This window comes from Marinobacter bohaiensis (assembly GCF_003258515.1).
Lineage (GTDB): Bacteria > Pseudomonadota > Gammaproteobacteria > Pseudomonadales > Oleiphilaceae > Marinobacter_A > Marinobacter_A bohaiensis.
In genome coordinates, this window is sequence record NZ_QGEH01000001.1 from 2762579 (window position 1) to 2781736 (window position 19158).

Sequence of the window (19158 nt, forward strand, 5' to 3'; positions counted from 1 at the left end):
AACCATGAGCTACGCGGAACTCCACTGCCTGAGCAACTTCAGCTTCCTGCGCGGCGCTTCCCATCCGCACGAACTGGCCGGGGAAGCCGCCCGCCTCGGCTACCGGGCGCTGGCCATCACCGACGAATGCTCGGTGGCCGGCATGCCGCGCGCTTTTGCCGCCCTGAAGGACAGCCCGGTCAAGCTGATCACCGGCAGCGAGTTCCGCCTGCAATCGCCGGACGGCCTGCTGGTCCTGCTGGTCCTGCTGGCCCGCACCCGCACCGGCTACGGCCAGCTCTGCCAATTGATCACCAGCGCCCGGCGCCGCGCCGAGAAAGGGCACTACACGCTCCTCGGGGACGATCTGGACACCCACCCCCTGGACGAGTGCCTGGCCCTGTGGGGAGCCGCGCCGGTGGTGGACTCCAACGAGCTCGACGTCGGTCGCTGGCTGAAACAACACTTCCCCGACCGCCTCTGGATCATGGCCGAGCGCCCCCTGACCGACCGCGATGAAGACAACATGACCGGCTGGCGCCAGCTGGCCCGTCGCCTGGACCTGCCGGTCGTGGCCACCGGCAACGTCCACATGCACCAGCGCGGCCGGCAACCGCTTCAGGATGTGCTGACCGCCGTACGCCACGGCTGCACCGTCGCCGAGGCGGGCCACCGCCTGTTCGCCAACGGCGAGCGCTACCTGCGCCCGATCGGCACTCTGCGCAAACTGTTTCCGGACGCCTGGGTCGAGCAGAGCCGGATCATTGCCGACCAGTGCACCTTCAGCCCCGCCGAGCTGCGCTACCAGTATCCACCGGAGGTGGTACCGGAGGGCCATACACCGCAAAGCTACCTGCGCGAACTCACCGAGCGTGGCATTCGCTGGCGCTTCCCCGACGGTATCCCCCTGGACAAGCGGGCGCTGGTGGAGAAAGAGCTGACGCTGATCCGGGAGAAAGCCTACGAGCCCTACTTCCTGACCATCCACGACATCGTGGCGTTCGCCCGACGCCAGGGCATCCTGTGCCAGGGCCGCGGGTCATCCGCCAACTCCGTGGTCTGCTACTGCCTGGGCATCACCGCCGTCGATCCGTCACAGGTGGAACTCCTCTTCGAGCGCTTCATCTCAGCGGACCGGGACGAGCCGCCGGACATCGACGTGGACTTCGAGCACGAGCGGCGCGAGGAAGTGATCCAGTACATCTACCGGCGCTACGGCCGCGAGCGCGCCGCCCTGGCGGCCACCGTGATCCGCTACCGTCAGCGCAGCGCCATCCGCGATGTGGGCAAGGCGCTGGGTTTCGACCTGCACCTGCTGGAACAGATGATTGGCAACGTGGACTGGCGCGACCGGGAACAGGACTGGCGGGAACAACTGCTGCAGAAAGGCCTGGCGAAATCCGCACGGGCTGTGGAACAGTTCCTGACGCTGGTGAAGACGCTGATCGGGTTTCCCCGCCACCTGTCCCAGCATGTGGGCGGTTTCGTTATCAGCGAGGGAGCCCTGGCGGAGCTGGTGCCGGTCGAAAACGCCAGCATGCCGGACCGCACGGTAATCCAGTGGGACAAGGAAGATCTGGAAAGCCTGAACCTGATGAAGGTGGACGTGCTGGCGCTGGGCATGCTGTCCGCCATACGCAAGGCGCTCGACCTGATTGGCCGCAAGACGGATCGCGCACTCGGAATGGCCGACATCCCCACGGAAGACAAGCGGGTGTACGACATGCTCTGCAGCGGCGACAGCATCGGCGTTTTCCAGGTGGAGTCCCGCGCCCAGATCAACATGCTGCCCCGGCTCAGGCCGCGAACATACTACGACCTGGTCATCCAGGTCGCCATCGTCCGCCCGGGCCCGATCCAGGGGGATATGGTGCATCCCTTCCTGAAGCGCCGGAACAGGCTGGAAGACCCCGACTACGGCCAGGACCCGGAGATCGAAGCCGTCCTCAAGCGAACCGAGGGCGTCCCCATCTTCCAGGAGCAGGCCATCAAGCTGGCCATGGTGGCGGCGGACTTCTCCGGCAGCGAGGCCGACAAGCTACGCCGGGCCATGGCCGCCTGGAAATCCGACGGGGATCTCACCCCGTTCAGGGAGAAGCTGATCAACGGCATGCGCGCCAAGGGCCACACCGATACCTTTGCCGAAAAAATCTACACGCAACTGAGCGGCTTCGGCGGCTACGGCTTCCCGGAATCCCATGCCGCCAGCTTCGCCCTGCTGGTTTACGTGTCCGCCTGGATCAAACGACACCATGCACCCATCTTTTATTGCGCGCTGCTCAACAGCCAGCCAATGGGATTCTACTCACCGTCGCAGTTGATCCAGGACGCCCGACGTCACCGTGTGCCGGTTCAGCCTATCGACGTCAACCACAGCCACTGGGATCACACCCTGGAACACGGCTACAAGCATCTGCGTCTGGGCCTGCGGATCGTAAAGGGCCTCAGCCAGGCAGGAGCTCATCGGCTGGTCGACGCGCGTCCGGCAGCCGGCTACGCGTCCATCGAGCAGATCCGCCACCGGGCCGGCCTCGACAACCGGGACCTGGAGTGCCTGGCCAGCGCCGGCGCCCTGCAGGGCTTCAGCGACAACCGCCACCAGGCTCGCTGGGATATCCTCGAATACGACGCTCCGGCGCCATTATTCGCGCAGGAGGATGCGCCGGCCTACCGCATCTCACCGGAGCACGGGTCAGCCCCCGCCGTCCCTGGCGACCGCGTGCGCATGCCCGAGCCTTCGGAAGGCCAGAACATCCTGGAGGACTACGACAGCCAGGGGCTGACCCTGCAGCGCCATCCGCTGGCCCTGCTACGGGAACAGGGGCACCTGCGTCACTGCCACACCACCGACAGCCTGAAAGCCGAAACCAGCGGGCGCCCGGTGCACGTTGCGGGGCTGGTCACCGGCCGCCAGCGGCCCGGCTCCGGCAAGGGCGTGACCTTCGTGACGCTGGAGGATGAAACGGGGAACACCAACGTCGTGGTCTGGCTCAACACCGCACGCCAACAGCGCCAGCCACTGCTCAAGGCACGGCTGCTGCACGTCAAGGGAGTGCTGGAACGGGAAGGCGATATCGTGCATGTGATGGCCGGCAAGCTGACCGATCTCAGCCACCTGCTGGGCACACTGAAGATCCATTCGCGGGACTTCCGATAACCCCTCAGACAACCGCCCGCCGGTTCGCACACGGCGCGCCTCCGAACCGCTGCCCCTGAAACAGAAAAGCCCCGCCAGGGCGGGGCTTTCTGGAACGAACGGCGGGAGGATCAGCCGAGCAGCTTGATCATCACGCCCGCAGCAACGGCCGAACCGATCACGCCGGCCACGTTCGGGCCCATCGCGTGCATCAGCAGGAAGTTGTGCGGGTTGGCGTCGAGGCCCACCTTGTTGGAGACCCGCGCCGCCATGGGCACCGCCGAGACACCGGCGGAACCGATCAACGGGTTGATCTGCTCCTTGGTGAAGGCGTTCATTGCCTTGGCCATCAACACACCACACGCGGTACCGATACAGAACGCCACCATACCCAGTGCGAGAATACCCAGGGTCTGCAGGTCCAGGAACTTGTCGGCACCCAGCTTGGAGCCGACGGACAGCCCCAGCACGATGGTCACGATGTTGATCAGCGCGTTCTGCGCGGTATCGCTCAGACGCTCCACCACACCGCACTCGCGCATCAGGTTACCGAAGCAGAACATGCCCAGCAGCGGCGCTGCGTCCGGCAGGAACAGCACCACCAGGATCAGGACAACGATCGGGAACACGATCTTTTCCTGCTTGCTGACATGACGCAGCTGGCTCATCTTGATGGCCCGTTCCTTCTGGGACGTCAAGGCCTTCATGATGGGCGGCTGGATCATCGGCACCAGCGCCATGTACGAGTAGGCGGCTACCGCGATTGCACCCAGCAGATGCGGGGCCAGAATGCTGGAGACGTAGATCGAGGTCGGGCCGTCGGCACCGCCGATGATACCGATGGCAGCCGCTTCGAGGATCGTGAAATCCATAACGCCCGAGCCATCCAGCAGCGCCGCACCGATGACGGTGCCGAAGATGCCGAACTGGGCGGCGGCGCCCAGCAGCAGGGTCTTCGGGTTGGCCAGCAGAGGGCCGAAATCCGTCATCGCCCCAACGCCCATGAAAATCAGCAGAGGCGCCACACCACTGGCAATCGCCACGGTGTAGAAGTTGTAAAGCATGCCGTTGGAGTAGCCCTGGTCCTGCGCTACGGCGTTTGCCGCCGCAACCATCGAATGGCTCGCTTCCTTATAGGCCAGCTTGAACGCCTGCAGCACGTCCGGCGTTACGCTCTGCGCGGCCTCATACGGCACGTTCAGGGCACTGGCCAGAGCCGCCAGTGTCTCGGGGCGTGCGACGTGGATCGCGTTTTCCGCCGCAGACAGGGCCAGCCCCGCCTCCGGGATATTCGCCAGGATACCGCCGAAGCCAATCGGCACCAGCAGCAGCGGCTCAAAGCCCTTGCGAATCGCAAGGAACAGCAGCAGAAGGCCAACGACGATCATCGCCGCCTGACCAATACTCAGGTTGAACAGGCCACTCCCTGTCCATAGTGTCATCATTTTATCCATGGAATGCTGGCCCTTATGCGATTGTCAGCATTTCATCGCCGACGGCGACGGCATCACCAACCTTGATGAAGACTTCGCCGATGGTACCGGCCTTGGGTGCGCGCACTTCTGTTTCCATTTTCATGGCTTCCAGAATGATCATCACGTCACCTTCTTCCACGGCCTGACCCGGGGACACCAGTACCTTGAAGATGTTGCCGCCCAGCGGCGCCGGAACCGGCTCGCCACCGCCTGTGGGTGCCGCCGCCGGAGCGCCTGCGGCCGGTGCTGCGCCGCCACCCTGGGACTGGATCTGGCTGATCTCACCGCCGGCCTCAACCGCAACCACGTAGTCCTTGCCGTTGACGTTGACGGTGTAGGTTTCCGGACCGGATGCTTTCGCCGGGGCCGCAGCGGCTGCGGCGTCTTCAGCCGTCGGAGCCGGCTCGAACGCATCGGCGTTGCCCCGGTTTTCCAGGAATTTCAGGCCGATCTGCGGGAACAGGGCGTAGGTCAGCACGTCGTCGACGGTGTCCGCCGCGAGCTTGATACCCTTTTCTTCAGCCAGTTTCTTCAGTTCGTCGGCCAACTTGTCCATTTCGGGCTCAAGCAGATCCGCCGGACGGCAGGTGACCGGGTCCTTGCCTTCCAGAACGCGCTCCTGCAGCTCCTTGTTGTAAGGCGCCGGCGCGGAACCGTATTCGCCTTTCAGGACCGCCGCGGTCTCCTTGGAGATCGACTTGTAACGCTCGCCCGTCAGCACGTTGAGCACCGCCTGGGTGCCAACAATCTGGGAAGTGGGCGTCACCAGCGGGATGAAGCCCAGGTCTTCGCGCACCTTGGGAATCTCGGCGAGAACGTCATCGAACTTGTCCGAGGCGTTCTGCTCGCGCAGCTGGTTTTCCATGTTGGTCAGCATGCCACCCGGCACCTGGGCGGTCAGAATGCGGGAATCAACGCCGCGCAGGCTGCCTTCGAATTTCGCGTACTTCTTGCGCACCTCACGGAAATAGCCGGCGATCTCTTCGAGCAGATGGATATCGAGGCCGGTGTCACGCTCGGTGCCTTCCAGGATGGCCACCACGGATTCGGTGGGCGAGTGACCGTAGGTCATGCTCATCGAGGAAATCGCGGTGTCGACGTTGTCGATACCGGCTTCCGCCGCCTTGAGTGCCGTCGCGGTGGACATACCGGTCGTGGCATGACACTGCATGTGTACGGGCACGGACAGCGCCTTCTTCAGCTTGGTGACCAGCTCGTAGGCCGTGTATGGCTTGAGCAGCCCCGCCATGTCCTTGATGGCGATGGAATCGGCGCCCATGGACTCGATTTCCTTGGCCAGATCGACCCACATGTCGATGGTATGGACCGGGCTCACGGTGTAGGAAATAGTACCCTGGGCATGCTTGCCCATCTCACGCACGGCCTTGATGGCGGTTTCCAGGTTGCGCGGGTCGTTCATCGCGTCAAAGATGCGGAACACGTCGACGCCATTTTCGGCGGCACGTTCGCTGAAGCGCTTGACCACGTCGTCGGCGTAGTGGCGGTAGCCCAGCAGGTTCTGGCCACGCAGGAGCATCTGCTGCGGCGTGTTCGGCATGGCTTTCTTGAGTTCGCGGATGCGCTCCCAGGGATCCTCACCCAGGTAGCGAATGCATGAATCGAAGGTGGCGCCACCCCAGGATTCCAGGGACCAGAAGCCCACCTGATCCAGCTTCTCGGCGATGGGCAGCATGTCGTCCAGTCGCATCCGGGTGGCCAGCAGGGATTGATGCGCATCACGCAGGATGACATCGGTAATCCCCAGTGGTTTTTTTGTATCTGTCATCGTGTCAGCCTTCTTTCTGAAGTTTCTAATCGTTTATGGGTCACCGCTTGTGGCGGGACCGGAATTTCGCAACAGCCTGTTTAATGGCTTCGGCCGTATCAGGGTCCACTGATGTTGGCTGAGAAGGTTTGGCACGTGGGGATCGTGCAGGCGTAGCCGGTTCGGGTGGCGCCAGCCGGGCCACAACCTTGGACATCAAGGTGGTCGCGAATACCAGGATTATCAGAAAGACAAAAACAAATCCCATGCCGGCAACCATCAGCTCGACGGCCTTGGTCATCAAGTCATTCATGGAGTGCTACCTTATTGTGCGGATTTTTTTCCGACAGCAGCCGACACGATAGATGTCGCTGCTTACAATTCGGAAGGCAAAATCCTGCGTAATTTACCGCTTTCCCCGCACCCCAGCAACCAAGGCAATCCGCACAAACCCGTAGCCAGCGCCGCAAACCCGCGCGGCTGGCGGCCTGCCCGAGCGCATTCAGCTTACTGATTCTCTGTATAAAAACGAAAAATACCCGATGAGGGGCCATCGAGCAGCCGAATGTCGGGCATCCTGGCCGCCGAAAGCGGGATGAGGTGGCCGGATTCAAGCAGCCGGGACAAGCGGACGCACACCTCGGAACGGGCTGCGCCTGGGGAGAAGCGGATCGAGCCATGCAACGCTGGGCGGGGCTCTTCGTTTGATATGGCGCGGCCGGGAGGATGACTTTGGGCCTACAGCCCGCCCTCCGGGCCGTCGTCGCAAACTCCGACGTTCCTACGCGTGCGCGGCACGCTCCGGTCGAACCTCTTATCGGTTCGAATCCCGTCGGAACTCTGCGCTACACAAACAAAAAACCCCGCACTCGGCGGGGTTCTTTGTTTGATATGGCGCGGCTGGGAGGATGACTTTGGGCCTTCGGCCCTGCCCTCCGGGCCGTCGTCGCAGGCTCCGACGTTCCTACGCGTGCAGAGCACGCTCCGGTCGAACCTCTTATCGGTTCGAATCCCGTCAGAACTCTGCGCTACACAAACAAAAAACCCCGCACTCGGCGGGGTTTTCTGTTTGATATGGCGCGGCTGGGAGGATTCGAACCTCCGACCGCCTGGTTCGTAGCCAGGTACTCTATCCAGCTGAGCTACAGCCGCTTAAAACTCTCGTATCCAGTTTGGCATTCGCTGCCAGGGGAGGATGACTCGGGTCTTCAACTTCGCCCCTTCAGGGTCGTCGTCGCTACCGCTCCGACGTTCCTCGGCACGCTTTGCGCGCTTTAGTCGAACCTCTTTCGGCTCAGACCCCTTTCGATCTTTCGACACCGCTTGCTCGGCGGTTACGAAATATCGATTCTGAATAAGTGGCGCGGCTGGGAGGATTCGAACCTCCGACCGCCTGGTTCGTAGCCAGGTACTCTATCCAGCTGAGCTACAGCCGCGCATCAAAACTCATTCAAGCAATAAGTGCTCTTCCTAAGAGCGAATCCGCTCTGAACAGCGGGCGCGCATTGAAACACTTATCAACGCATCCTTCAAGGATGCTTGCTCTCTTTTATTTCCAGAAATGGAAATGGCGGAGAGGGAGGGATTCGAACCCTCGATACGCGCAATGCGTATGGCTCCTTAGCAGGGAGCTGGTTTCAGCCACTCACCCACCTCTCCTTGAGAACGCGGCGTATAGTACCACAATTTTTCTGTTTTCATAGGGTTGACGGGAATTTTTTCGGGATCGATTTCAATCATTTTCGAGATTGATTACTGACTACCCAACTATCGCGCCAACCTGTTTAGTGAGTGATCAATGACAGCAGAATACGCACAAAAAACCCGCCCTGGTGTTGCGGCGGGTTATTGCCATTCAGATGTTGCCTGATTCGGTTTCATCCGGGTCCGTCTTTTCCTTCTGGATGCGCTGATAGATTTCTTCACGGTGTACGGCCACCTCTTTCGGTGCGTTAACGCCGATCCGAACCTGGTTGCCTTTTACCCCCAGAACCGTGACGGTCACTTCATCGCCAACCATCAGGGTCTCGCCAACGCGGCGGGTCAAAATCAACATGTCCTTTACTCCTTCTCTCCAGAGCTACCTGTTCCGACTTTCAACTATTACTTAACTATCTTTATAGCGGGACGACGCGGTTTTCGACACTCGCAATTGTCCGTAAGGGCAATCCCTGAGAGGGCCTAAGCCCCGAATCGTTCCCTTGTCACTCCAGACCAGACCGGCGCTTTGCTTTGCCCGGTCAGGCTTCCTGATCCTGTCGCTGAAGCTCGAAGGCACTGTGCAGCGCCCGAACAGCCAACTCGAGGTACTTCTCATCGATGACCACGGAGATCTTGATCTCGGACGTGGATATCATCTGGATGTTGATGCCCTCGTTGGAGAGCGACTCGAACATCCGCGTCGCAACGCCGGCGTGCGAACGCATTCCGACACCGACGATGCTGACTTTGGCGATCTTGCTGTCACCGCTGACCTCGCGGGCCGAAAGCTCATTGGCGATGTTTTCCAGGATCGCCCGGGCCCGTTTGTAATCGTTGCGGTGGACCGTGAAGGTGAAGTCCGTGCGATTGTCAGCACTGACGTTCTGGACAATCATGTCCACTTCGACATTGGCATCGCTGATTGGTTTGAGTATACGCAGCGCACTGCCCGGTGTATCAGGTACGCCGGAAATCGTCAGTTTCGCCTCATCCCGGTTAAACGCAATGCCGGAAACAACCGGTTGTTCCATGTCACCCTCTTCATCAAGCGTAATCAGAGTCCCCTCGCCTTCCCCGAAGCTCGACAGGACACGCAATGGGACGTTGTACTTGCCCGCAAACTCGACCGCCCGGATCTGCAGGACCTTGGAACCGAGACTGGCCATCTCGATCATTTCCTCGAACGTGATCCGCTCCAGGCGGCGAGCGCTGTCCACGACTCGGGGGTCGGTGGTATAGACCCCGTCTACATCAGTATAGATCTGGCACTCGTCCGCCTTCAGGGCAGCGGCCAGGGCCACCGCCGTGGTGTCGGAGCCGCCCCGCCCCAGAGTGGTGATATTGCCGTCACCGTCCACACCCTGGAACCCGGCGACCACCACCACGCGACCGTGATCCAGGTCGGAGCGCATGCGCGCCTCGTCGATGCTCTGGATACGCGCCTTGGTGTGCGCGTTATCGGTCACGATGCGAACCTGGGAACCGGTGTAGGAGCGCGCATCCTGCCCATACTTCTGCAGGGCCATCGACAGCAACGCAATGGTGACCTGCTCGCCGGTAGAGACCAGGACATCCAGTTCCCGGGGCGTCGGCTCTTCCATCATTTCCTGGGCAAGGCCGATCAGACGGTTGGTCTCGCCACTCATCGCCGACACCACCACTACAATGTCGTGCCCTTCTCTTCGGAACCGGGCGACGCGTTCGGCCACTGCATTGATCCGCTCGATGGTGCCCACGGATGTACCGCCAAATTTCTGGACCAGAAGTGCCATCGTCTTCCTTATTTCAAGCTGTCAGACCGGGTTTTCCAACCAAATGCCGCGCTGCTACCAGCGTTCAGGGACACCAGACACAGCGCGGCGATTATAAAGGGACTTCAGGCCGCAGGATACTGTTTCCAAGGCTCCACAGCGCCCGCGACCGTGTTGTCGGCGACTCAGCGGCTGGTAGCCTCCTCGACCCAACCGCTCACCTGGGACAACGCTCCAGGCAGCTTGTCCGGGCTGGAACCACCACCCTGGGCCATATCGGGCCGGCCACCGCCCTTGCCATCCACGGCTGCGGCGAGTTTCTTCATGATGTCGCCGGCACGAACCCGGTCGGTCGCATCCTTGGTCACGCCGGCCACCAGCGTCACTTTGTCGCCCTCTTTCGCAGCCAGCACCACAACCGCAGACCCCAGCTTGTTCTTGAGCTGGTCGGCCGTATCCATCAACGCCTTGCGATCAGCGCCTTCCAGCTCGGAGGCCACGACCTTCAGACCGTTCACGTCGACAGCCGAGCCGGCCAGGTCGGAACCGGCCGAGCTGGCCAGCTTGGCCTTGAGCTGCTCCAGCTCTTTCTCCAGCTGGCGATTGCGCTCCAGCGCGGATTCGACTTTTTCGACAACGCTGTCACGCGTACCGCGTACCAGCCCGGCAACCTTGCCCAGGCGGGCGTCAATGTCGTCCATCCAGGCCAGCGCGCCCTTGCCGGTCACCGCCTCGATGCGGCGTACGCCGGAGGAAATACCGCTCTCGGAGACAATGCGGAACGCGCCGATATCCCCGGTGCGGGAGACGTGGGTGCCACCGCAGAGCTCGACGGAGAAGTTGTCGCGCCCCATCGACAGGACCCGCACCTCGTCGCCGTACTTCTCGCCGAACAGCGCCATGGCGCCCTTGGCTTCGGCCCGCTCCATATCGGTGACCTCGATCTCCACCGCCTCGTTCGCCAGGATCTGGTCGTTCACCTGGGCTTCGATGATCTTGAGCTGCTCCGGAGTGACCGCCTCGAAATGCGAGAAGTCAAAACGCAGGCGCTCGGCCTCGACCAGCGAGCCCTTCTGGGTGACGTGATCGCCCAGGACGTTACGCAGCGCGGCGTGCAACAGATGCGTCGCCGAATGGTTCAGGGCAATGGCCTGGCGGCGGCCGTGGTCAATGCGCGCGTCCACTTCCAGTCCGGGGAACAGCTCGCCCTCGATCACCGTCCCGATGTGCAGGTGGTTGTTGCCTTCTTTCCGGGTATCGCTCACCTGGAAACGGCCACCGCTCCAGGTCAGCAGACCGGTGTCGCCCACCTGGCCGCCGGATTCGGCGTAGAACGGCGTGCGTTCAAGAACCACCACGGCCTCGTCGCCGGCCTGGGCATTGGCTTCCTCGCCTCCCACCAGGACGGTACGGATCTTCTCGTGGCCATCGATGCGCTCGTAGCCGGTAAACTCCGTGCTGCCTTCGAGGTTGGCGGTGGCGTTGTAGTCGATGCCGAACTTGGAGGCGGCACGGGCACGCTCACGCTGTTCTTCCATGGCCGCCTCGTAACCGGCGTAGTCCAGGGTCAGACCACGCTCGCGGGCGATGTCGTTGGTCAGGTCTACCGGGAAGCCGTAGGTGTCGTACAGGGTGAAAATGGTCCGCCCCGGAATCTCGGAGCTTTCCAGGCGCTCGATGTCCTGCTCCAGCAGTCGCAGCCCCTTGTCCAGGGTACGGGCGAACTGCTCTTCTTCCTGCAGCAACACCTTCTCGATCTGGGCCTGGGTGCGCACCAGCTCCGGATAAGCCTCGCCCATCAGCTCAACCAGGGCCGCAGTCAGCTTGTAGAAGAACGGCTCACGAGCACCCAGCTTGTTGCCGTGACGGGCCGCGCGGCGAATGATCCGGCGCAGCACGAAGCCACGCCCTTCGTTGGACGGCATCACGCCGTCAGCAATCAGGAACGCGCAGGAACGGATGTGGTCCGCCACCACCCGCAGGGAGGCTTCCTCGGTATCGATGCCACCGAGGATGTCGGACGCCGCCTTGAGCAGGTCCTGGAACAGATCGATTTCGTAGTTGCTGTGCACGCCCTGCAGAACGGCGGTAATCCGCTCGAGCCCCATACCGGTGTCCACGGACGGCTTGGGCAGCGGCTGCATTTCGCCGTCGGCAGTACGGTTGAACTGCATGAAAACCACGTTCCAGATCTCGATGAAGCGGTCGCCGTCCTCTTCCGGGGAACCGGGAGGGCCGCCGGCAATCTCCGGGCCGTGGTCGTAGAAGATCTCGGTACAGGGGCCGCAGGGACCGGTGTCGCCCATCTGCCAGAAGTTATCGGAAGCGTATTCCGCACCCTTGTTATCGCCGATGCGGATGATCCGGTCCGCCGGCACCCCCATGCCTTCGTTCCAGATGCGGTAGGCTTCGTCGTCCGAGGCGTAGACGGTGACCAGCAGCTTTTCCTTGGGCAGCCCCAGCCAGTCGTCGCCGGTCAGGAAATTCCAGGCGAATTCGATGGCTTCCTGCTTGAAATAATCGCCGAAGCTGAAGTTGCCCAGCATTTCGAAGAAGGTGTGATGACGGGCGGTGTAGCCAACGTTCTCCAGATCATTGTGCTTACCACCGGCGCGAACGCAGCGCTGGGAACTGGTAGCGCGGGTATAGCCACGGTCTTCACGGCCCAGGAATACGTCCTTGAACTGGTTCATGCCCGCGTTGGTGAACAGCAGGGTCGGGTCGTCATGGGGAACCAGTGAGCTGCTGGGAACAATCTCATGCCCCCGCTGCTGGAAGTATTCCAGAAAAGTCTTTCGCAGTACTGCGGTTTTCATAGCCGTGTCCTGATCGCCTCGTCAGAAATTCAGTTCGAAAATGGAGCCAGCCTGGCCACCCGAAATCAGACAGACCTCCAGGCCGGCGGAAACGCCATACATAAGGCCGCTACTCTAGCACAGCCGCAGGGTGTAAAAAACGAGAAACGCCGCCCGGAAGGCGGCGTTAGGGCTGTCTCATCAGGAAGATGCGACCCGCGCCGGGTTCAGGAATCCGAATCGTCGACGCCTGATTCCAGCCCGCCAATTATGGCCTTCCAGAACTCATTCATGAGGTCGGCGGTGTCGGATTCAAGCGGCCGGGAAGCGCTGGCGTCGAGGTCCGAGACAATCTGGTCCATTAAACTTGCCAATGAGGCGCCATCGACACCCTGCCCGCTGGCCTGGCGAGCCAGGTCCTGCACTTCACCGGCCAGCCCGGCGAGTGGGCGCAACCGGCTGGCGGCCGACGTCTCGCCGGCAACGGACTCATAGGCAGAAGCGCTCACCGTGCGACTCGAACTCAGGTTCAGGCTGAAGCCGGCCAGTTCCTCTCCGTCCAGCCCGAGTGACTGGGCCGCGCTGAAGGCGGACTGGATATCGCCGTCGAAGAAGCGTCCGGCCACGGACTGAACGTCCTCGAAAAGCTCCGTCAAAGCCGCTCGCTCGCCGTCGTCCAACTCCCCTTCCACGGCAAACTGATAGCTCCCGGCGAACAGACTGACACTTGAAGACTGGCTGGCACGCCCTGCGTCCGACGTCACCGACGCCTGACTGACACCGGCGTAACGCTGCTCATCCATCCGCACCGTCACCACATCGCCATCCCGGGTTCGCACCTCGAACGCCAGCTGATCGCGGGATGCGGCCTCCACCCGACTGGCTGAGACCTGCGACGCCGGGGCAGCACCCGGCTCGTTCAGGAAGCGCTTGGATAGCTGATCGAGCCCTTGCTGGATGCGGGAAAAACTGTCGTCGATGCCCGCTGACAGGTCGTCGCTCATCATGCCCAGCGCCTCGATCTGCTCGCGAGCCTCGGCAAAGCCCTGCTCGACGCCCGCCCGGGCCTGCTCCATCAAACTGGACAGGCGCTCGCTGTCGGCACCCGCGTCGGCCTCCTGCTGCAACCGGCTCTGCACAAAGCCGAGCACCCGCCCGGCCACATCAGCGGCGCTGGGCGGCTCGAATGACGACGACGCGGTCCGGCCCGAGGCTCCCGTGTCGCGGCCGCTCAACATAGCCGCCTGGAGCCGCTGATCAAGACGTGCCCGCAACACATCGATGGCATCCTGGGGCGTGCGCACGCTCGATTCGCCAGGCGCACTCCGGCCCGCCCGCTCGCTGCCCGGCTTACCGCCGGTGGCACCGTCCTGGCGCGGCTGACGACCCAGGTAATCAGCACCGCCGCTTCTGATGGAATCGATCATAAGGCCTCCCGCGAGTCATCCCGTAGCGGGTCTGGTCACCCGCCGCACCTGTTCCTCCTTAGCGGCCCGGACACCTCAATCTTTAGGAATGTTTGGGTATACTGACGACGTGCCACAGGTCCTTCATGCATAAGCCTCAACGCCATGGCGCCCGATTCGGAGTCCACACATGCCCCAGCGTTTCCATGCCACCGACGAACTCCTGCCGCCCGCCAGCCTGGTCAAACGGCTGCTGGCCATGATCTACGACGGTCTCATCTGCATCGCGGTGCTGATCGTCACCAGTTGGGCCTACACCATGCTGGCGGCCTGGGTCATCGGTTTCGAGGAATACAAGGCCCTGGCGGAATCGGGCCGACTGTCGTCGGACCCGCTGCTCACATCGGTCCTGTTCGTCACCCTTTTCGTGTTCTTCGGCTACTTCTGGACCCGTACGGGGCAGACGCTCGGCATGCAGGTATGGCGGGTACGGATCGAGAATGCCGACGGCACGTCGATTCGCTGGTATCAGGCGCTGCTGCGCTACCTGACGGGCTGGCTCAGCTGGCTGATCGGCGGGCTCGGATATCTTTGGATGCTGTGGGACAGCGAGAACCGCAGCTGGACCGACCGCGCGTCGGAAAGCCGGGTGGTGACGGTGCCCAGGCCGTCAGACCGCAAAGCCTGACGGCCTGGAAAGCGCTATCCCGCCCGTCGCATGAGGATGGCGCCCACAACGGCGCTGACGACAATGGGCGCGGCGATCGCAATGATCGGACTGAACCCGAAAACCAGGCTCATGGGTCCCAGCAGGTCCTGGGCGTACTTGAACAGCAGCCCCACGATGATGCCGGTAAACACCCGGAAGCCCATGGTCACCGAGCGCAACGGCCCGAACACGAAGGAAATCGCCACCAGCACCATCACGGCCGTCGCCAATGGCCCCAGCACCTTCTTCCAGAACGCCAGCCAGTAGTTGCCGGAACTCAGGCCCTGCTCATCAAGATAGGTGCCGTAGGTATACAGGCCGCTGATGGACAGGTCCTCCGGCTTGACGATCAACACGCTCAGAACATCGGGCGACAGCTCCGAATCCCAGCGAATTTGCGGGGCCGTATCGCGGGTGGTGCCGTCACGCGTGAGGTGCGTGGTCACGGTATCCTCGAGATTCCAGTGATCGCCCTGGTAGTGCGCCTGCTTGGCGAACGTCGCCGACATCAGCCAGCGGTCGTCGTCGAAACGGAACAGCGACAAGCCGTGCAACACGCCATCGGGCTGAACGGCATTGATATGGATAAAGGTATCCCCCTCCCGGTGCCATAAACCCTCCGCCGACGCCACGTTGCTGCCGGCGCCCGTGGCCACGGCTTTCTGGCTCTGGGCCATACGCTCGAAATGCGGGGCCACGAACTCGCCCAGCGCCAGCCCGAGAATGACCACCACGATCGTCGGTTTCATCGCCGACCAGACGATCCGGCGCAGCGACACCCCGGCGGCGCGGATCACCACCAGTTCGGACGTACTGGCCAGGGCGCCCAGCCCGATCAGGCAGCCCATAAAGGCCCCCAGCGGCAGATAGTCATAGATTCGCCGAGGCAGGGTCATGATGATGTACAGCAGCGCTTCCAGCGCCTGGTAATTGTTTTCGGTGTCGTCCAGCTCGCCGATGTAGCCGAAAATCAGGTCCAGCGACAGCACAACCACCATGACCAGGATGGTGGCTCCACCCACGGTTTTGATGATGTAGCGATCCAGCTTACGCATGGGCGGCCCCCTCTTTCTGCAGGCGCCGCTTACGCAGCCAGTCGGGACCGAACTGCAGCCACAGGGCAATACACAGGAAGATCACGTGCACCCAGGTCAGTCCCAGCCACTCGGGCACCTGCTGCTTGGCCAGGGCATCCCGCGCCACGATCAGCAGCCCCAGGTACACTATGTAGATCATCATGGCCGGCAACAGATGGAAGAAGCGCCCCTGTCGGGGATTGACCCGACTGAGCCGAACCGCCAGCAAGGTCACGATGGGCACGATCAATGGCAGCGACAGGCGCCAGTGAAACAGCGCACGCAACTCCGGATCGTCCGAGTTCATCAGCTCAAGCGTGGAGAGGGCTTCCTCGTCACTCTTCTTGCGGTAGGACTCCGGCCCGGTGATCTTGAGGCCGTAGGCGTCGAAGGACGTCACCTTGTAATCAAGTTGCCCGGGGTTACCCTCGAAACGCTGCCCGTCCTCCAGCACCAGGAAGCGGCTACCGGTGTTCTCGTCCACGTACTGGGAACCGGATTCCGCAGTGGTCATGGTGAGCCCGGAACCGTCCTCGGCAAACTCGGCAATGAACACGCCGACCAGCTCCTTGCGGTCGCTGGTCAGCCCTTCGACGTAGGTCACCCGGTCACCGGACGACAGGCTCTGGAAGCGACCCGGTGACAGGAGCTCGAATTCGGTCGCCTGGCGCTGCTGGTTGATGATGTCCTGCACCTTCTGCATGCCCCAGGGGGAAACGTAGAGACTCATGGCGCCCACGATGATCATCACCACCACGCTGGCCACCATGGTCTGGGCCAGCACCTGGCGATCACTGACGCCACAGGCAAACAGCACGCTCATCTCACTGTCGAGATACATACGGCCGTACGCCAGCAGGATGCCGATGAACAGCCCCAGCGGAAGGATCAGCTCCAGGAATCCGGGAAAACGGTAGCCCATGATGGCGAACAGCACGTCGCCGGCCAGCTCGCCGGCGGCGGCGTCGGCCAGGTACTTAATAAAGCGGCCACTCATGAACACAAGCAGCAGGACCCCGGAAACCGCCAGCATACTGACGATGACCTGGCGGGTCAGGTAGCGGAAGATGATGCCCAAAATGTCCTTCCCAAACTGAGCGGATGGAGGTTCCCTACGAACCCGCGCTATTCTAGATAACCTTGAAGGCGAATGACAGGCTGCCGGCCAGCCACAGCGCAATCCGGACCGCACGGGCCGGCGTAGCCAATGGCGACGGCCATAACGTACACTTGGGGCCTTTCGGGCGGCCACAGGATGCCGCCGGTGCCACGCCCTTACCGTCGTCGCCGAGCCGACGAGCGATGCAGAATCAACCAAACGGAGCTGCCATGAAATACACCCTGAACAGCAAATCCCTGACCGACATCAAAGCCGACTGCCTGGTCGTGTCCGTTCCCGAGAAAGGCGACTGGCCGGCCTCCACCTCCGCCGCCGACGCGGCTCTCAATGGCCAGATCAAGGATTTGCAGAAGAACGGGGATATCTCTGGCAAAGCGGGCAGCAACCTGATGCTGCCGCTCAAGGAGCAGCCCTGGAAACGCCTCCTGGTCGTCGGCAGCGGCAGCGATGCTCCCCAGGACCCACTGGGCTTCCGCAAGCTGCTGAACACAGCGTTTGCCAAGCTGCAGGACTCCCCCGCCAAACACGCCCTGGTCGCCCTGGCGGACAATGAGGTCCGGGACCGCGACGAAGCCTGGCGCGTCAGCCTGATCGCCCGTGTCTGCGAGGAACAGCAATACCGATTCGGTGAGTTCAAGAGCAGCAAGACCACCGCGCCGGCGCTGAACCGGGTTTCCGTGACGGCCTCGGCCAACAACAAAGCCCTCAAGGCCGCGCTGGCCACCGGCGAAGCCGTCGGCCACGGCATGAACTTTACCCGCGATCTGGGCAACACCCCGCCCAACGTCTGCCACCCGACCTGGCTGGCGGAACAGGCGACGAACCTCGCCAAGGAACACGACGTCATCAAGACCGAGATCCTCGACGAGAAGCAGATGAAGAAGCTGGGCATGAACAGCCTGCTGTCCGTTTCCGCCGGCAGCGACCAGCCGGCCAAGCTGATCGTGATGGAATACCGCGGCGGCAAGGCCAAGGAGAAGCCGCACGTACTGGTAGGCAAAGGCATCACCTTTGACTCCGGCGGCATCAGCCTCAAGCCCGGCGAAGGCATGGACGAGATGAAATACGACATGGGCGGGGCCGCCGGTGTCTTTGGGGCCATGCGTGCGATTGCCGAGATCAAGCCGGCCATCAACGTGGTGGCCATCGTGGCGGCCGCAGAGAACATGCCGGGGGGCGGCGCGACCCGTCCGGGCGACATCGTTACCTCCATGTCCGGCCAGACCATCGAAATCCTCAACACCGACGCCGAGGGCCGCCTGGTACTGTGCGACGCCCTGACCTATGCCGGCAAGTACAACCCGGCAACCGTGGTCGACCTGGCCACCCTGACCGGCGCCTGCATCATCGCCCTGGGCAAGGAAACCACTGGCCTGTTCAGCAACGACGACGAACTGGCGCAGCGCCTGCTGCAATCCGGCCAGACCACCGGTGACCGAGCGTGGCAGCTGCCCATCTGGGACGCTTACCAGGCGCAGCTGGACAGCAACTTCGCCGACATGCAGAACATCGGCGGACGCCCGGCCGGCTCCATCACCGCGGCGTGCTTCCTGTCGCGCTTCACCAAGCAGTACCGCTGGGCGCACCTGGACATCGCCGGAACGGCCTGGCTGTCCGGCAAGGAGAAAGGCGCCACCGGTCGTCCGGTGCCGCTGCTGGTCGACTACCTGCTGTCCAATGTCGACTGATCCATCCGGCCGGTCGCAAGGCCGGCACTGGTTCTACCTGCTGCCCCAGGACACGGAATCCGCGCGCCTGCTCTACGCCGCCCGCCTGGCGGAGAAGGCGTGGAAGCAGGGCGACCGGATCGGCCTGGTGTGCAACCCGGGCGAACAGCTGGAGGCCGCGGACACCATGCTCTGGCAGTACAGTCCGGAGAGTTTCCTGCCGCACCGGCGCCTGGCGCGCAGCGCGGATCCCTGCCCGGAGCGGGTCGGCCTGATGACGGACCACCCGTCGCCGGATGACTGGGACACCGTGATCGTGCTGGGCAATACCCTGCCCGCCCACGCCGACCGCTTCCAGCGTCTGGCCCTGATCGCCAGTTCCGACGCCGCCACCCTGAACCAGGCCCGCACCCATTTCCGCCAGCTGCGCGAGCTGGGCATCGAAGCCCGCGTGCACGACGCCCGGCGCGCCGCAGGAAGCAACCAGACGGGGCACTAGGCCCCGCGGCTACGCGTCCTCCGGGCACCCTGCCAGGGTTCGCCCGGATGTTCCGCGCCATGTATAATCACGTCCCTCA

13 protein-coding genes and 3 tRNA genes are annotated in these 19158 nt (G+C 62.7%); 4 read left to right on the plus strand and 12 right to left on the minus strand.

All coding sequences use genetic code 11. The features are described from left to right. Window positions 1-4: 4 nt before the first annotated feature. Window positions 5-3136: an error-prone DNA polymerase gene (locus DKK67_RS12375; RefSeq protein WP_111496627.1), complete on the plus strand. Its 3132-nt coding sequence runs from the start codon at window positions 5-7 to the stop codon at window positions 3134-3136. A 110-nt stretch (window positions 3137-3246) separates the two neighbouring features. On the opposite strand, the gene DKK67_RS12380 is transcribed toward DKK67_RS12375, so the two are convergent. From DKK67_RS12380 to DKK67_RS12425, 10 genes are all read right to left on the minus strand, one after another. After that, complete coding sequence (locus tag DKK67_RS12380; protein WP_228160589.1) at window positions 3247-4569, minus strand: sodium ion-translocating decarboxylase subunit beta; 1323 nt, start codon at window positions 4567-4569, stop codon at window positions 3247-3249. 13 nt (window positions 4570-4582) lie between these two features. Further along, window positions 4583-6376, minus strand: coding sequence for a sodium-extruding oxaloacetate decarboxylase subunit alpha (oadA, locus tag DKK67_RS12385; protein ID WP_111496629.1), 1794 nt, complete (start codon window positions 6374-6376; stop codon window positions 4583-4585). 40 nt (window positions 6377-6416) lie between these two features. After that, window positions 6417-6668 carry an OadG family protein gene (locus DKK67_RS12390; RefSeq protein ID WP_111496630.1) on the minus strand — a complete coding sequence of 84 codons (252 nt, stop codon included), beginning with the start codon at window positions 6666-6668 and terminating at the stop codon, window positions 6417-6419. A 762-nt stretch (window positions 6669-7430) separates the two neighbouring features. Beyond that, window positions 7431-7507 (minus strand) — tRNA-Arg (locus DKK67_RS12395). Between the two features lie 207 nt (window positions 7508-7714). After that, a tRNA-Arg gene (locus tag DKK67_RS12400) sits at window positions 7715-7791 on the minus strand. A 132-nt stretch (window positions 7792-7923) separates the two neighbouring features. Then, a tRNA-Ser gene (locus DKK67_RS12405) sits at window positions 7924-8014 on the minus strand. Between the two features lie 196 nt (window positions 8015-8210). Continuing rightward, window positions 8211-8411, minus strand: a complete 201-nt coding sequence (csrA, locus tag DKK67_RS12410) for a carbon storage regulator CsrA (protein ID WP_111496631.1) — start codon at window positions 8409-8411, stop codon at window positions 8211-8213. Between the two features lie 184 nt (window positions 8412-8595). Then, window positions 8596-9828 carry an aspartate kinase gene (locus tag DKK67_RS12415; RefSeq protein WP_111496632.1) on the minus strand — a complete coding sequence of 411 codons (1233 nt, stop codon included), beginning with the start codon at window positions 9826-9828 and terminating at the stop codon, window positions 8596-8598. A gap of 164 nt (window positions 9829-9992) precedes the next feature. Then, window positions 9993-12623, minus strand: a complete 2631-nt coding sequence (gene alaS, locus DKK67_RS12420; RefSeq protein ID WP_111496633.1) for an alanine--tRNA ligase — start codon at window positions 12621-12623, stop codon at window positions 9993-9995. A 206-nt stretch (window positions 12624-12829) separates the two neighbouring features. Continuing rightward, window positions 12830-14029, minus strand: a complete 1200-nt coding sequence (locus tag DKK67_RS12425) for a DUF5610 domain-containing protein (RefSeq protein WP_111496634.1) — start codon at window positions 14027-14029, stop codon at window positions 12830-12832. Between the two features lie 169 nt (window positions 14030-14198). Between DKK67_RS12425 and DKK67_RS12430 the strand changes: the two genes are divergently transcribed. Beyond that, the gene (locus DKK67_RS12430; RefSeq protein ID WP_111496635.1) at window positions 14199-14696 is read left to right on the plus strand and encodes an RDD family protein; all 498 of its coding nucleotides are present in this window, start codon (window positions 14199-14201) and stop codon (window positions 14694-14696) included. 14 nt (window positions 14697-14710) lie between these two features. Here the strand turns inward: DKK67_RS12430 and lptG are convergent, their stop codons facing one another. Next, complete coding sequence (lptG, locus tag DKK67_RS12435) at window positions 14711-15772, minus strand: LPS export ABC transporter permease LptG (protein WP_111496636.1); 1062 nt, start codon at window positions 15770-15772, stop codon at window positions 14711-14713. Further along, window positions 15765-16871 (minus strand): LPS export ABC transporter permease LptF, encoded by a 1107-nt coding sequence (gene lptF / locus DKK67_RS12440; RefSeq protein WP_111496637.1) that lies wholly within the window; start codon window positions 16869-16871, stop codon window positions 15765-15767. The genes lptG and lptF overlap by 8 nt, the downstream gene beginning before the upstream one ends. Window positions 16872-17122: 251 nt before the next feature. Here lptF and DKK67_RS12445 point away from each other — a divergent pair, with 251 nt between their 5' ends. Further along, window positions 17123-18601, plus strand: coding sequence for a leucyl aminopeptidase (locus DKK67_RS12445; protein WP_111496638.1), 1479 nt, complete (start codon window positions 17123-17125; stop codon window positions 18599-18601). Further along, the gene (locus DKK67_RS12450) at window positions 18591-19079 is read left to right on the plus strand and encodes a DNA polymerase III subunit chi (protein WP_111496639.1); all 489 of its coding nucleotides are present in this window, start codon (window positions 18591-18593) and stop codon (window positions 19077-19079) included. The genes DKK67_RS12445 and DKK67_RS12450 overlap by 11 nt, the downstream gene beginning before the upstream one ends. Window positions 19080-19158 lie beyond the last annotated feature (79 nt).